15 protein-coding genes are annotated in these 15,406 nt (G+C 54.8%); 11 read left to right on the forward strand and 4 right to left on the reverse strand.

Features of this window, described 5'->3' with window-relative positions:
- Window positions 1-30 precede the first annotated feature (30 nt).
- The 8 genes from AADB16_RS00385 to AADB16_RS00420 all read left to right on the forward strand — a co-directional run bounded on the left by AADB16_RS00385 (window position 31) and on the right by AADB16_RS00420 (window position 7,469).
- A complete protein-coding gene (locus AADB16_RS00385) occupies window positions 31-615 on the forward strand; it encodes a YggT family protein (protein ID WP_309045014.1) in 585 nt (194 codons plus the stop codon).
- Between the two features lie 254 nt (window positions 616-869).
- A complete protein-coding gene (locus tag AADB16_RS00390) occupies window positions 870-2,834 on the forward strand; it encodes a dynamin family protein (RefSeq protein WP_410800625.1) in 1,965 nt (654 codons plus the stop codon).
- A gap of 135 nt (window positions 2,835-2,969) precedes the next feature.
- Window positions 2,970-4,118 carry a homoserine O-succinyltransferase MetX gene (locus tag AADB16_RS00395; protein WP_309045012.1) on the forward strand — a complete coding sequence of 383 codons (1,149 nt, stop codon included), beginning with the start codon at window positions 2,970-2,972 and terminating at the stop codon, window positions 4,116-4,118.
- Window positions 4,115-4,717 (forward strand): methionine biosynthesis protein MetW, encoded by a 603-nt coding sequence (gene metW, locus AADB16_RS00400; protein WP_298452892.1) that lies wholly within the window; start codon window positions 4,115-4,117, stop codon window positions 4,715-4,717. The genes AADB16_RS00395 and metW overlap by 4 nt, the downstream gene beginning before the upstream one ends.
- Window positions 4,718-4,749: 32 nt before the next feature.
- Window positions 4,750-5,175, forward strand: a complete 426-nt coding sequence (locus AADB16_RS00405) for a DUF4426 domain-containing protein (RefSeq protein WP_410803542.1) — start codon at window positions 4,750-4,752, stop codon at window positions 5,173-5,175.
- 7 nt (window positions 5,176-5,182) lie between these two features.
- Window positions 5,183-5,782, forward strand: a complete 600-nt coding sequence (rdgB, locus tag AADB16_RS00410; RefSeq protein ID WP_309045010.1) for an RdgB/HAM1 family non-canonical purine NTP pyrophosphatase — start codon at window positions 5,183-5,185, stop codon at window positions 5,780-5,782.
- Window positions 5,783-5,787: 5 nt separating this feature from the next.
- A complete protein-coding gene (hemW, locus tag AADB16_RS00415) occupies window positions 5,788-6,936 on the forward strand; it encodes a radical SAM family heme chaperone HemW (RefSeq protein ID WP_410800627.1) in 1,149 nt (382 codons plus the stop codon).
- Complete coding sequence (locus AADB16_RS00420; protein ID WP_309045008.1) at window positions 6,936-7,469, forward strand: hypothetical protein; 534 nt, start codon at window positions 6,936-6,938, stop codon at window positions 7,467-7,469. The genes hemW and AADB16_RS00420 overlap by 1 nt, the downstream gene beginning before the upstream one ends.
- A gap of 17 nt (window positions 7,470-7,486) precedes the next feature.
- On the opposite strand, the gene trmB is transcribed toward AADB16_RS00420, so the two are convergent.
- The 3 genes from trmB to AADB16_RS00435 form a co-directional block, all read right to left on the reverse strand.
- A complete protein-coding gene (gene trmB, locus AADB16_RS00425; protein WP_410800629.1) occupies window positions 7,487-8,239 on the reverse strand; it encodes a tRNA (guanosine(46)-N7)-methyltransferase TrmB in 753 nt (250 codons plus the stop codon).
- Window positions 8,240-8,310: 71 nt separating this feature from the next.
- Window positions 8,311-9,837: a YifB family Mg chelatase-like AAA ATPase gene (locus tag AADB16_RS00430; protein WP_309045007.1), complete on the reverse strand. Its 1,527-nt coding sequence runs from the start codon at window positions 9,835-9,837 to the stop codon at window positions 8,311-8,313.
- A 90-nt stretch (window positions 9,838-9,927) separates the two neighbouring features.
- Entirely contained in the window at window positions 9,928-10,182 is a 255-nt protein-coding gene (locus AADB16_RS00435; RefSeq protein ID WP_298452910.1) for an accessory factor UbiK family protein, read from the reverse strand.
- A gap of 390 nt (window positions 10,183-10,572) precedes the next feature.
- Here AADB16_RS00435 and glnK point away from each other — a divergent pair, with 390 nt between their 5' ends.
- Window positions 10,573-10,911 carry a P-II family nitrogen regulator gene (gene glnK, locus AADB16_RS00440; RefSeq protein ID WP_200203395.1) on the forward strand — a complete coding sequence of 113 codons (339 nt, stop codon included), beginning with the start codon at window positions 10,573-10,575 and terminating at the stop codon, window positions 10,909-10,911.
- A 71-nt stretch (window positions 10,912-10,982) separates the two neighbouring features.
- Window positions 10,983-12,251, forward strand: a complete 1,269-nt coding sequence (locus AADB16_RS00445) for an ammonium transporter (RefSeq protein ID WP_410800632.1) — start codon at window positions 10,983-10,985, stop codon at window positions 12,249-12,251.
- Between the two features lie 66 nt (window positions 12,252-12,317).
- On the opposite strand, the gene speE is transcribed toward AADB16_RS00445, so the two are convergent.
- Window positions 12,318-13,199, reverse strand: coding sequence for a polyamine aminopropyltransferase (speE, locus tag AADB16_RS00450; protein WP_410800634.1), 882 nt, complete (start codon window positions 13,197-13,199; stop codon window positions 12,318-12,320).
- A 214-nt stretch (window positions 13,200-13,413) separates the two neighbouring features.
- Here speE and speA point away from each other — a divergent pair, with 214 nt between their 5' ends.
- Window positions 13,414-15,324, forward strand: a complete 1,911-nt coding sequence (gene speA / locus AADB16_RS00455) for a biosynthetic arginine decarboxylase (protein WP_410800636.1) — start codon at window positions 13,414-13,416, stop codon at window positions 15,322-15,324.
- The last annotated feature ends 82 nt before the right edge of the window (window positions 15,325-15,406 follow it).

Consider the following 15,406-nt stretch of genomic DNA (forward strand, 5'->3'; position numbering starts at 1 on the left):
AACAGTCACTGACAACGGAGAACAGGCTACATGCTGGCAGACATCCTGATTACGATCCTGCTGATCGCGTCCACATTTTACATGACCATCATTCTGCTGCGCTTTTTGCTGCAGCTGGCCCGGGCTGATTTCTATAACCCGATTTCCCAGTTCGCGGTGAAAGCAACAAACCCTTTGCTTCGTCCTATGCGCCGGATTATTCCTGGCTGGGGCGGTATTGACGGAGCAGCACTGGTACTGGCGGTTCTCATTCAGGCAGTCGTCTTCTTCCTGATTCTTGTTGCCCTTAACGGCGGTATTCCATCCATAAACCCTCTCATACTCCTGGTTTGGGGGGTTGTTGCAGTATTGGAACTGATCGTGAAGATTTACTTCTGGTCGGTTATCGCTGTAGTCGTCGTCAGCTGGATTGCCCCGGGAAGCAGCCACCCTGCCATTCAACTTGTCGCACAAATCACAGAGCCAGTCATGCGCCCGGTGCGCAACTTGATGCCGTCCATGGGAGGACTTGACCTGTCACCCATTATCGTTTTCCTGATACTGAACGTTCTCACGGTTGTTATCGGCCACATGAAAATGGCTGTTGGCCTTGGCGCCATTGGGCTGGGAATGTAGGTTACGTCTCAAATCAACAATCCGTAACAGTTTTCCACAAAATCCAAGAATATCATGCCGCATCTTCAACCTATTGATTTTGCGGCAACTTCCATTAGAATCCTGCCACCGACCGCTACACACCCTGAAAACGCCTAGCCGCAAACATTACGGGAACAGGTTAGTATTAAAAGTAATTAATTAATTCGTCCATCATGCGGATCCCGGTTCAGCTAGCCGGGGGAATGCCGAAAGTGGTGCAGAGGGAATATCCGATGAGTCTTCAGGGAAACCTTACCCAGCAGGTAGAGGCCTACCATAACTGGAAAAAAGAGCTGATCCGCCAGATCGGCCGTTACCGGCTATGGCTTCAGGACAACAACCTGTTTTCTGATGACATCAGCGCACGGATTCGCCATGGGCTTGAACTGCTCATTGAAGATGAGCTCACCATTGCATTCGTTGGCGAGTATTCCCGTGGCAAAACGGAACTCATAAACGCTCTGTTCTTTTCCGACTTTGGCCAGCGCATGCTGCCCTCACAGGCCGGGCGCACAACCATGTGTCCTACAGAGTTGTTTTTTGATCGCAACGCCAACGAAAACTACCTTTTGCTGCTCCCCATCGAAACCCGCACCGGCGAATTATCACTGCAGCAGTTGCGTAAGCAACCAGAACGCTGGGTAAAACATGAACTGGATGAGCGCGACCCTGAAATCATGCGCGAGGTGCTGGGTGAAGTAGCTCGAGTGAAAAGCGTTTCCCCCGGAGAAGCACGCGCTCTGGGATTTGATGAAGGCATGCTGGAGCAAGACCGAAACAATCCCGGCAAGGTTCTCATTCCTGCCTGGCGCAATGCCCAGATCAGTATTCGTCACCCCCTGTTTGAGCGCGGCTTACGAATTCTCGACACGCCAGGGCTGAACGCACTCGGCTCCGAGCCCGAGCTTACCATCAGCATGTTACCGCGCGCGCACGCTATTATCTTCGTGCTAAGTGCCGATACTGGCGTCACCGCTAGCGATATGACTATCTGGAAGGAATTCATTGATACCGAGCATGCTGACCACCGCGCCGGTCGCTTTGCGGTATTGAACAAGATTGACGTGCTGTGGGATGACTTGCAGGGCGAGAAGCACACTCACGATGCGATTGAACGGGTGCGCGGCTATACCGCAGACCATTTGGGCATCCGCCAGCAAGATGTCATCCCACTGTCGGCAAAGCAGGGCTTGGTTGCCAGAGTGCGGAAAGATAACGATCTGTTTGCCCGCTCCAACATTGGCAATCTTGAGCAGCTGATCATTCAACGCATCCTGATGCATAAAGAGCAGCTGATCACCCAAAGCCTGATCAACGATCTGCTGGGTATGTTGCAAAACAGCCAGGCCGCCATGCAAAACCGGCTGGATTCCCTTGATGAGGAATTCAAGGCCTGCTCCGGCGTCACCATGGACAAAGCAGCCCTTGCTCGCTTGGCCGACCGCTCCCAGAAAGATTACGACTTTTACTACAAAAAGCTGATCACATTGCGCTCAAGCCGCCGGCTTATGGCATCTCAAGGCGATATGTTGAAAAAGCTGGTAGACGAAGACCGGTTTGAAGCTCATGCCGACAAAATCCGAAAATCCATGTCAAAAAGCTGGACGACGGCCGGCATGAACAACGCCATGGAACAATTTTTCGAATTACTTGAGGGCGACTTCAGCAACCTGCTGAGTGAGGGGCGCCTCGCCGAGAAGATGGTTGGTGCTATTTACCGTCGCTACAACGAAGATACCCGTGCCCGCCACCTGGAGCCAATTCCTCTTCGCGCCGGCCGCCATGTTATTGCTATAAGAGAGCTGCGCAAAAAAGCCCGACGCTTCCGCGCCAGCCCCAAAAACCTGCTGACCGAGCAGTCTGTCCTGGTACAACGTTTTTTCAATATCATGGTGAGCGAAGCCAGAACCCTACATGCCCGTGTACGCGCAGATGTAGAGCGCTGGCCTTCAGAAGCGCTGCTACCGATCATGCAGTACTCCATGGAGCAAAAGCAGCTACTGGAACATCAAATCCGTCGCCTTAGGGATATGGTGAGAAGCGATCGTGACAGCCGCACCGAGCGCGAACGACTCCACAACACCATCACGGACCTGCGCCGTCAGCTGGAACTGGCAGATGCCATGCAGCGGCAAATCCGCAAGCCTGCACCAACCATGATCCAGCAAAAAGTAGTCAACATTTCAGGCGGGTTCTAGCCCGCCGCTTGACCCTCATACGGTCTGTTGGTTGCAGGTATGACGACCCGCCTTTAAACTGCTTTGCTGGTACAGGTTTTTGCCCTTACCAGCAAAGCAGTTTTTAACGGACCGAACCAGGAACCTGCCGCGCCAATGCCCGATTCCCTGCCTGTGGATTCTGTCGGGGTAGTCACCCCGCAGACGTACCATTTTGAAACGCCCATTGAACTGGCATGTGGCCAAGCACTGGAGCGATACGATCTTGTGGTTGAGACCTACGGCGAACTTAACGCCGACCGCAGCAATGCTGTTCTCATCTGCCACGCGTTGAGTGGTCACCACCACGCCGCCGGCTATCATTCTATGAACGACCGCAAGCCCGGCTGGTGGGATACCTGCATAGGCCCCGGCAAGCCCGTTGATACCAACCGGTTTTTTGTAGTCTGCCTCAACAACCTTGGTGGTTGTCACGGCAGCACCGGCCCCATCTCGACCAACCCTGCCACAGGCAAGCCTTACGGCCCGGATTTCCCCGTAGTCACCGTTGGCGACTGGGTTAAAAGCCAGGCACTGTTGGCGGATCGCCTCGGGATTGACTGCTGGGCAGCCGTAGTGGGTGGCTCGCTGGGCGGTATGCAAGCACTGCAATGGAGCCTGGATTACCCGGACAGGCTGAATCATGCCGTGGCCATTGCCTCCAGCCCAAGGCTCACAGCTCAGAACATCGCCTTTAATGAAGTCGCGCGGCAGGCAATCACCTCAGACCGGGAATTTCATGATGGCCGCTATTTTGATTTCGACACACTGCCCCGCCGCGGGTTGATGCTGGCGCGAATGGTGGGCCACATCACTTACCTCTCCGATGCCTCCATGGGAGAGAAGTTTGGCCGCGAACTGCGAGATCAGGCTTACAAATTTGGTTACGATGCCGAGTTCCAGGTAGAAAGCTACCTTCGTTATCAGGGCGAACGCTTCTCTGAAGTCTTCGATGCCAACACGTATTTGCTAATGACCCGCGCGCTGGACTATTTTGACCCCGCTTATGAATTTGGCGGTGATCTTTCGAAAGCTCTGGCCAAAGCCACCTGTGAGTTTTTGGTACTTTCGTTCAGCACCGACTGGCGCTTCACTCCAGCCCGCTCAGAAGAGATGGTAAACGCCATGATCGCTGCTCGCCGGAAGGTCAGTTATGCAGAAATTGACGCACCTTGGGGCCACGATGCATTTTTGATCCCAACCCCTCGCTACACTGATATTTTTACCGCATACATGGATCGTGTTGCCAGAGAGGTGGGCGCATGAGAGCGGATCTTGAAATCATTCAGCAATGGGTAAAGCCTGGCCACCATGTACTGGATCTTGGCTGTGGTGACGGCACCTTGCTCGATTACCTCAAGCGGGAGCGCAATGCCAGCGGGTTTGGTCTGGAAATTAACCCCGACCACATAACTACCTGCATGAACCGCGGTGTTTCAGTGATCGAGCAAAACCTGGATACCCAGGGCCTGGACAACTTTGAAGACAACAGCTTTGACATTGTATTGATGACGCAAGCGCTGCAGGCAGTTCGCCGCCCAGACAAGGTGCTGGATGAAATGCTGCGCCTAGGCGACGAAGGCATAGTGACCTTCCCCAACTTCGCACACTGGCGGCTGCGCTGGGGGTTGGCTCTTAGCGGTCGCATGCCCGAATCAGACGCATTGCCTTATAAGTGGTACAACACCCCTAACATACGGTTATGTACCTTCAAGGATTTTGAAGCCCTGTGCCGAGAGAAAGGCATTCGCATCAAAAGCCGTCGCGTGGTGGACGGTCAGCACCAGAACAACTGGCTGGCGCGTTTCTGGCCGAACCTGTTGGGTGAGATCGCGATCTACCGCATTACCCGGGAGAAAACGTAATGAAACCTAACGCTCTGCACAACATTATTGCCATGGTGGCAGCCGCTCTCTTAGCCACCCTTGTGAGCCTTCCTGCTCTGGCTGGATCGGAAGATTTTGGAGACTACCAGGTTCACTGGAGCGTGCTCCCAAGCACCTTTCTGACACCTGAAGTCGCAAAGGCCAACAACCTGCAGCGCAGCAGAAGTATTGGCGTCGTCAATATTTCCATTATGCAGGAAGGCACAAACGGTGCTATTGAGCCCGTATCCGGTCAGGTGGAAGGCAAGGTTTCAAACGATATTCAGCAAGTGAAGTTTCTGGCCTTTCGCAGGATACAGGAAGGTGATTCCGTGTACTTTATTGCCCAGTACCAGTACTCATCCGGTGAGCTGATGACATTCAACGTTACCGCTAGCCCTACCGGGTATAAGCAAGAGCTGCCGGTACGATTTGCCCACACACTTTTTGGCGACTGAGCAGCCTATGCCCGAGCAACTCGTTATTGCCAGTAACAACAAAGGCAAAATCAGCGAATTTACCCAACTCCTTGCGCCACTGAATCTTATTCCGGTGCCCCAGGGCGAACTGGGAGTGAGCGAAGCCGAAGAGCCTGCGGTTACCTTCGTTGAGAACGCCATTCTCAAAGCGCGCCATGCCGCACGCGAAACCGGCTTGCCTGCGCTGGCTGACGATAGCGGTCTGGCGGTGGACGCGCTGGGCGGCGCGCCCGGGGTTCGCTCTGCACGATATGCAGGGGCCAGGGCTTCCGACCTCGACAACCTTAATGCGCTCCTTGAGGCGATGGTTGATGTGCCCGATGGCCAACGCGGTGCGCAATTCCACTGTGTGCTGGTGTACCTGCGCCATGCAGACGACCCGACACCCATTGTTTGCCATGGACGCTGGCCGGGCACGATTCTCAGGGCGGCGCAGGGCGACGGCGGCTTCGGCTACGACCCCATCTTTCTTTGCCCGGAAAAGAAATGCAGCGCCTCGGAACTGAGCCGGGATGAAAAAAATCGGATCAGTCACCGGGGCCGGGCCTTGGCGTTGCTGATGGAACAGCTCAAGGCCGAGGCCTGAGCCCCTTGGCCACACTCACCCCCAAGCCGGTCACACCACCTCTAAGCCTGTACATTCATGTACCCTGGTGCGTGCGCAAATGCCCCTACTGCGACTTTAATTCCCACGCTGTTCAGAGCGACATACCAGAATCCGCTTACCTGAATGCACTGCTTGAAGACATTGATCAGGATATCGCATTGGCATCAGGCCGCACGGTGGAAACCGTGTTTATCGGTGGTGGGACACCCTCGCTCATGAGCGGTGGATTTTACCAAAATCTATTCAAAGGGCTGCGGGAGCGGCTGACCTTTGCAGCCGATGCAGAGATCACGCTGGAAGCTAACCCGGGCACTCTGGAAGAAGGCCGGTTTGAAGCCTTCCGCGATGCCGGCATCAACCGCTTGTCTATCGGTGTACAAAGCTTCAACCCGGCTCACCTGAAAGCTCTCGGCCGTATTCATGACAGCACGGCGGCACATAGAGCGATCGAGTCTGCTAAAAAAGCCGGCTTCGATAACTTCAATCTGGACTTGATGCACGGCCTCCCCGACCAAACTCCAAGCGAGGCGCTTGACGACCTCAAGGCAGCAATGGGTCATGAGCCTCCTCACATTTCCTGGTACCAGCTGACTCTTGAGCCGAATACCGAGTTCTATAGTCGTCCGCCAGATTTGCCAGACGATGATCTGCTCTGGGAGATTGCTCAGCGCGGTGGCGAGTTTTTGCACCAGCACGGATTCAGTGACTACGAGGTATCTGCCTGGTGCCAGCAAGGCAAGGCTTCAAGGCACAACCTTAACTACTGGACTTTCGGGGACTACCTGGCACTGGGCGCAGGAGGCCACGGCAAAATCAGTCTTCCCGATGGCACCATAAAGCGTTACTGGAAAACACGGCAGCCAGAGGCCTACCTGAACCGAATTGGCAGTCGCACCGCCGGAAGCGACACTATTGAGGTCGCTGAGCTCCCTTTAGAGTTCCTGATGAATGCGCTGCGCCTGCGCAATGGGGTGGATGAACGTCTTTTCTATGAGCGTACGGGTTTACCCTTGTCATCCATTGAGGTACAACTTCAGTCATTGCGTGATGATAAACTGCTGATTGGTGACCGACTTCAAGCCACCGGCTTGGGGCAAAGGTACCTGAACAGCCTGTTGGAGCGTTTTCTGTAATGAACACGGCAAAACGATTGTTGGCTTTTCCCAAGCGTCTGAAAGGCTGCCTGATCGCAACGGCGGTGTTACTCGCTGCACTAATACTGATTAATCAGCCGCTGAAAACCGGCTCTGCGCATCAAGGAATTGTAAGCTTTCAGCTAGCGGGGGGCGCTGAGCACGCGCTGGCGATTGTACAAAGCTGGGGAGAGGAGGGTCTGCAATGGGCCAAACTGTCCCTTTGGCTCGATTTCTTTTTCATTCCTGTCTACTGCCTGACCCTGATTCTGCTAACGCGACACTGCACACTCGACCGACCTGGCATTCGTGAGCGGACCGCTGCCCGCTGGGTCAGAACATTGTTTATTTTGGCCGGTCTGGCGGATGCGACGGAGAACGTTCTGCTGCTGAACAACCTGGACGCACCTACAGATGCCATCAGTCTTGCAGCCACTATCAGCTCCCTGACCAAATTTACGGCGCTTACACTCGGCATTGCAGGGCTGGTGATTATTCGTGCTGCCCGGCGCCAGCCATTGGCACCGGGGTAACTGCCAGAACGTGAAACCTAGTTGGTGCGGTGAAACAACAAATCCCAAACACCATGGCCCAGGTTTTCCCCACGCTTTTCAAACTTGGTGACCGGGCGATAATCCGGTCGCGGTGAGTATTTGCCCTGCTCCTGGGTATTAGCAAAACCTTCCGACTCGCCCATTACGTCCATCATATGCTCTGCGTAGTTTTCCCAGTCTGTAGCCAGGTGCAGAATGCCGCCAACACGCAACTTGTGGCGGATGCGCTGAACAAATTCAGGTTGAACCAACCGGCGCTTGTGATGCTTCTTTTTGTGCCAGGGATCCGGGAAGAAAACCATAACCTGATCCAGGCAGGCATCCGGCAGGCATAGATCGATCACATCGTTAGCATCTATGTTATAAACGCGGATATTTTCCAGGCCTCGCTCTTCGATCTCCTTGAGCAAAGCGCCCACGCCCGGCAAATGAACTTCCACTCCAATGAAATCCTGCTCCGGCGCCGCTTCAGCCATGTCCGCCAAGGAACGACCCATGCCGAAACCGACCTCCAGGTTGAGCATGGCATCGCGGCCAAATACCTGACGCGGGTCAATCATTCCGTTTTCACGGCTTAAGCCAAACTTTGGCCAACTGCGCTCGTAGGCCTTTTTCTGGCCTTCCGTCATGCGCCCTTGGCGCAACACAAAACTACGGACGCCGCGACGAGTTGTAATCGGTGAGTCGCTTGTTGCTTGTTTCGATAGATTTTCGTCGCCAAGGTCGTGCGGTTCTTTTTGATCAGTCATCTGCAATCCTTAACCCCCGGCTGTGGGTGTTGTTAACGGTATTTGCATACAGTTTACCAGAGTAGAAAGAATCAGGCGGATACCACAGAGCTCTTTCCGGTTTGGCGATCAAACTGTCGGTAACCCAGGGCCTCGATCAGGTGAGGCTGAGTAACCGAATCTGACCCATCAAGGTCTGCCAGTGTACGGGCAACCCGCAGTATCCGGTGCAGCGCCCGGGCTGATAGCCCCAGCTTTTCCATGGCGCCAGAAAGCAACTTTTCACTGGTGTATTCAAGGCGACAGGCCTTCTGCAACTGGCGGCCGGCCAAAGTCGCATTCACACACCCGCGTTGTGTCTGGCGCTCTCTGGCAAGCGCTACCCGCTCTCGCACCGCGGCACTGGGCTCGCCGTCACCGCCGGATTGCATCAACACATCGCCACTTTGCACAGGCACTTCTACGTGCAAATCGAATCTATCCAACAGTGGCCCGGAAATTTTCGAGCGATAACGCATCACCTGCTGCGGCGTACATTGGCATTCAATGGTGGGATGCCCGTTGTAACCACATGGGCAGGGGTTCATCGCGCCGATGACCTGAAATCGAGCAGGAAAAGTGACCTGCCGCGCCGCGCGGCTGATGGAAATCTCACCGGTTTCCATGGGTTCACGCAGCACTTCCAGAACCCGACGCTCAAACTCCGGCAACTCATCAAGAAAAAGCACCCCCCGGTGTGCCAGCGAGATTTCGCCCGGCCTCGGGCTGCTGCCCCCGCCCACCAGCGCCACTGCGGAAGCGGTATGATGGGGAGATCTAAACGGTGGTTGGCGCCAACTGCCCTCGCCCACTCCCAACCCGGCGACCGAGTGCACGCTGGCCACTTCCATGGCGTGATCATCGCTCAAGTCCGGCAGGATTCCGGGTAACCGGCTGGCCAACATACTCTTGCCGGTTCCTGGAGGGCCAAAAAAGAGTAAATTATGGGCACCAGCGGCAGCCACTTCCAGTGCCCGGCGAGGGACACTCTGGCCACGCACATCCGCCAGATCAGGCGTACTCGAAAGAGCGAATGGTTCAGGCTTTGTGCGGGGCACAGGCACCAATCTGGCGCGCCCACACAAGTGCTCGCAAACCGCCAGTATATGCCCTGCTGCCAGCACATCATCATGGCTTGCAAGCGCTGCTTCTTCAGCGTTGCTATTGGGCACCAGCAAACTCCGCCCCGCATTCCGCGCTGCGAGAACCGCAGGCAACACGCCTTTTAGCGGGCGAAGTGCACCATCAAGGGAGAGCTCTCCAAGGAACTCCAAGGCAGCAAGGCTTTCGGCAGGAATCTGTCCTGAAGCGGCCAGGATGCCAAGAGCAATGGGCAGGTCAAAACGCCCACCCTCTTTCGGGAGATCTGCGGGGGCAAGGTTGATGGTTATTCTTCTGGCTGGGAATTCGAAGCCTGCGTTCAACAATGCACTTCTTACCCGTTCGCGGCTTTCACGCACCCCGGTTTCTGGCAGGCCAACAATAGAAAGCGCGGGGAGTCCTCCTGAGAGGTGAACCTCAACCGTGACCTCGGGTGCAGACACGCCAATGATGGCGCGGGAATGAACAACGGCAAGCATAACAACCTTCCATGGTTTCTGACGAATCAGTGCGGGCCCTGGGCTGATGGACCCACCTTAGCCCGGCTTCCTGCCGGGGTTAAAATCAACTTACTGCGCTTTCGCAGACTTCTCCAGCTCAACCACTCTTTTTTCGAGGGACTCTACCATTTCACGGGTTTTCATAAGCACTGCTTGCTGGGCATCAAATTCGTCGCGAGTCACGAGTTCCAGGCGAGACAGTACCGCCATGACCGTAGCACGGGCCTGGGTTTCAAAATCGTCCCTGGCAGCACGTGCCATATCCGGTACAAATTGCCCAAACTGCCCCTGCAATTGCGCAAAAATATCCTGTGGGCCTTTCACTCGTCACCTCACTGATTAAAATAATGTCCGGTTTCGGCCAAAAGACAACAGCCGCTACCTGTTAGCAGGAGTGTATCACACAGCCAGCCCTGCCATACTAGGCGTGGTGAGCACTATAATAACCCTGCCTGCCCCTTGGCTTGCTCCGTTGTGGCTCACGGGATGGCAGAGCGCCCTAATCTGGTGCATAAACTGGTTCCAGGATTAATACCGCCCTGCAATCATAAAGCTACAAAATATTGATTTAAATGTATTTTTTTGCGTTGGCACACCCGGTGCTATAGCTCTTGTACGCAATCCGCACAGTTGACGTGCAGAGCAGCAGCACTCCGAACTCAACGAATGGCCGGTGGCCTCTTATGTTGGGACGGTTTTACCAAGGAGAAAGCAATGAAACTTGTGACAGCGATCATCAAGCCTTTCAAGTTGGATGATGTCCGAGAGGCACTATCCGAGATTGGCGTACAAGGCGTAACCGTCACCGAAGTGAAAGGCTTCGGACGGCAGAAGGGCCACACGGAACTCTATCGTGGCGCAGAGTATGTGGTGGATTTTCTGCCAAAGGTGAAAGTGGAAGTCGCTATTGGCGACAACCTGCTGGATCAGGTTATCGAATCCATTACCAAAGCTGCCAATACCGGAAAGATTGGCGATGGCAAGATCTTCGTGACCGAACTGCTACAGGCGATTCGAATTCGGACAGGCGAAACCGGCGAAGAAGCGGTCTGATTCGGCTCTGATTACCTGAACAAACCAACGCAAAAAAACCACTCTGAAGTGCCTTGTGCGGAGGGCTTCCTATGGAAAGCAATGTTTTTCACCTGCAGTATGCAATAGATACCTTTTATTTCTTGATGTGCGGCGCATTAGTAATGTGGATGGCTGCCGGTTTTGCCATGCTCGAATCCGGGCTGGTAAGAGCTAAAAACACCACTGAAATCCTCACCAAAAACGTCGCACTCTATGCCATTGCCTGCACCATGTATCTGGTGTGCGGCTATGCCATCATGTACGACGGCACCCTCCTACTGAACGGCATTGAGCAAACCGATGCGGCAGCAGTTCTGGGTGATTTTGCAAGCCGTGAAGATGGCTTTGAGGGCGGTGCCATTTACTCCAGCGCTGCGGATTTCTTCTTCCAGGTGGTATTTGTCGCCACCGCCATGTCGATCGTATCCGGCGCCGTTGCGGAGCGAATGAAACTCTGGGCATTTCTCGCCTTTGCAGTAGTAATGACCGGCGTCATCTACCCTCTGGAAGGCTCCTGGACCTGGGGCGGCAAGGATGTTTTCGGGTTGTATAACCTGGGCGACCTTGGTTTCAGTGACTTCGCCGGATCCGGCATCGTCCACTTGGCAGGCGCGGCCGCCGCTCTTGCGGGTGTACTGCTGCTGGGCGCACGGAAAGGCAAATACGGTCCCAAGGGCGAAATTCGCGCAATACCTGGTTCTAACCTCCCCTTGGCTGCTTTGGGCACCTTTATCCTCTGGATGGGCTGGTTTGGCTTCAACGGCGGTTCTGTTTTGAAACTGGGGGATATCGCCAGTGCCAACTCCGTTGCCATGGTATTCCTCAACACCAACGCAGCTGCCGCAGGTGGCGCCATAGCCGCCCTGATAACCGGTCGCCTACTGTTCGGTAAAGCGGATTTAACCATGCTTCTTAACGGTGCAATCGCTGGTCTGGTGGTTATTACCGCCGAACCCTCCACTCCAAGTGCCTTGATTGCAACACTCTGGGGCAGCCTGGGCGGTGTCGCTGTGGTGTTCAGCGTTATCTTTCTCGACAAGCTGCGTATCGACGACCCGGTCGGCGCCATCTCGGCTCACGGCGTATGCGGCTTGCTCGGACTGATGCTGGTACCTGTCACCAACGCCGATGCAACCTTCAGCGGGCAATTGATTGGCGCCGCAACCATCTTCGGTTGGGTGTTCCTCGCCAGCCTGCTGACATGGGGCATCATCAAGGCGGTAATGGGAGTAAGAGTCAGCGAACAGGACGAGTACGAGGGCGTTGATTTGTCTGAGTGTGGCATGGAGGCTTATCCGGAGTTTGTTACCGGGAAGTGATACAGATTCTATCCATGCTAAAAGGGGTGCCAAATGGCACCCCTTTTTTTCAAGCGGAGCTAAATCTTAACTTTCACCCGGACGTGTCTCATCTTCAAGGGCATCGATCATGAACTGCGGCATAGCCAGCGCTCCGTGGTGAATGCCGCTGTTGTAATAGCGGGTCACGAAGGGGCGTTTATTGGCGTCGTCTTCGCGGAAATACCTCAGCGGATTGTCTTTGCTGGCCATGGTGCAGCTCCACCAGCCGGTGGGGTATACAGGCTGAGGGAACGGCATGGTTTGTACGTGGTCGAAGCCAGCTTTGCGCATGTCGTTGTGCATGTCTTTGATAATGGTATCCGTGTGCAGCAACGGCGATTCGCTCTGCTGCACGATAATACCGCCCTCACCCAGCGCAAGCATGGCATCGCGATAGAAATCCAGAGCAAACAGTCCTTCAGCAGGGCCGACCGGGTCGGTACTGTCAATGATGATGATATCGATGCTGCCAGGATCTACTTCCCGCATCCACTGAACCCCGTCACCAAAGAAAAAGTTGGCTCGTGGGTCATCATTGGATTCACACAGTTCAGGGAAGTACTCTTCCGACATGCGGGTGACACGCTCGTCGATTTCAACTTGCCATGCCTCTTCAACGTCTGGGTGCTTCAGCACTTCCTTCAAGGTGCCGCAGTCGCCGCCACCCACAATCACTACCTTTTTCGGTTTTTTATGGGTGAAGAGCACCGGATGGGTCATCATCTCGTGGTAGAGAAAGTTATCCCGAGTAGTCAGCATCACGCAGCCATCCAGCACCATGAGGTTGCCGAAAGTTTCGGTTTCGTAGATTTCCAGTTTCTGAAACGGTGTTTGCTCTTCGTGCAGTTTCTTCTTCACCTGAAGGGAGAAGGCGGTTCCCTGATCCTGGAATACTTCGGTGAACCAATCGTTATTCAGCGTTGTCATGGTGCTCTCCTGCAAAACCCTGGTGCAATGGCCAAAACCGGTATTGTAGGGGCGTGTGCCGGTCAGCCATAGTGTTTGTTGGCAATTATTGTGGTTTAGCCCTGTTGCCGAAAAATCGATGGCCACAGCCTCTTTCAGCTGCAAAGGCTAAACCCTACAATACCAGCCAGGCAGCCGGCCTGCCCGGCCCAGGTTTTCCATAAGGATTGCAAGCATGAGCAACACCAGCGCCTCCCCGGCTCACAAGGTTTACAACATCACCCAATGGAGCGATGGCTATATCGGCGTTAATCCCGAGGGCGAGGTTGTTATTCGGCCAAACCGAGGCAAGAACGATGCGGAGATCAACCTGCCGGAGCTAACTCGGTCGTTAGTGGGCTCCGGGCTTCAACTGCCTGTGCTGATCCGTTTTACAGACATTCTTCACGACCGGGTGAACAAGCTGTGCAACTCGTTCAACAAAGTAACCGCTGAGCATGGCTATAAAGGGCAATACACAGCGGTTTACCCCATCAAGGTCAACCAGCAGCGGCGAGTAGTCGAAGAACTGATGGCGGCAGAACCGGCTGCCAGCAACGGCCAAATCGGCCTGGAGGCCGGCAGCAAGCCAGAGCTCATGGCCGTGCTGGCACTGGCCAGGCAAGCTGGCTCGGTTATCGTGTGCAACGGCTACAAGGATAGAGAGTACATCCGCCTGGCGCTTATCGGCCAGAAGCTGGGCCACCGGGTGTTTATTGTGGTGGAGAAACAATCAGAGCTGCCGCTGATCCTGGAAGAAGCCGCAAAGCTGGAGGTCTCTCCCCTTATTGGTGTTCGGGTTCGCTTGGCCACCATTGGCAAGGGTAACTGGCAGAACACAGGCGGCGAGAAGTCCAAGTTCGGCCTGTCTGCCAGCCAGGTTCTGGATGTGGTGAACACTCTGCGCCAGGCCGATGCCCTGGATACCCTGCAACTTCTGCACTTCCACCTGGGTTCCCAGATAGCCAATATTCGCGATATTCAGACCGGGTTGCGGGAATGTGCGCGCTTTTACAGCGAACTGAGGCACATGGGTGCCCCGGTGAACACTGTGGATATTGGCGGTGGTCTGGGAGTTGATTACGAGGGTACCCGCTCCCGCAGCGCCTGTTCCATGAATTACACAATGTATGAGTACGCCTACAACGTGGTGCGCGTGCTGCAAGCTGAGTGCGATCGTTACAACCTTCCGCATCCAGATCTGATCAGCGAATCCGGCCGGGCACTGACCGCACACCATTCTGTGCTGGTGACCAATGTGATCGACCATGAGGAGCCGGAAGATCACTCGGCCAAACAGCCAGAGCAGGATGCACCGGCACCTCTGCAGGATCTATGGCGTGACCTGAAGAGCCTGGAAGACCCCGAATCCCCGCGCTCGTTGGCAGAAATTTATCACGACGTGCTGCACGCCATGTCAGATGTTCACGGCCAGTTTGCCCACGGTACGCTGTCTCTGCAGGAGCGTGCAGATTCGGAAATACTCTATATTCGCTGCTGTCGTTTGCTTCATGGTCAGCTGGACAGAAACAGCCGCGCCCACCGTGAGATCATTGACGAGCTGAACGAAAAGCTTGCTGCGAAGCTGTTTGTAAACTTCTCGCTGTTTCAATCATTGCCGGATGTGTGGGGGATCGATCAGATATTCCCGGTAATGCCGGTGAATGGTCTTAACCGCCCGCTTACCCGCAGAGCCGTTATTCAAGACATCACTTGTGATTCGGATGGTCGTATCGATCGCTATGTGGATGGCCAAGGCACGGAAACCACACTCCCCCTACCCGAGGAGAAGCCCGGCGAGGCTTTGCTGATGGGTTTTTTCATGACCGGCGCCTACCAGGAAATCCTGGGGGATATGCACAACCTGTTTGGTGACACGCATTCTGTAGACGTGCGCCTGAACGAAGCCGGGAGCTACAATATCAACACGCCCATTATCGGCGACACAGTGGCCCATGTGCTCAGGTATGTGAACTTCGAACCCAACAACCTGCTGCAAGCTTACCGCGACAAGTTCGCTGCAAGCGGCCTGCCTGAAGGTATCCAATCCGCGCTGCAGGAAGAGCTGGCTGCCGGGCTTGAGGGGTACACCTATCTCGAAGAATAGGCGTTTCTTTCGATACCAGACTGATCCGCACTGAAATCCGCCCCGTAAATACGGTGACTGACATTCTCGGGGCGAGTGCATA

This window comes from Marinobacter sp. KMM 10035, from assembly GCF_046537445.1.
Taxonomy (GTDB): domain Bacteria; phylum Pseudomonadota; class Gammaproteobacteria; order Pseudomonadales; family Oleiphilaceae; genus Marinobacter; species Marinobacter sediminicola.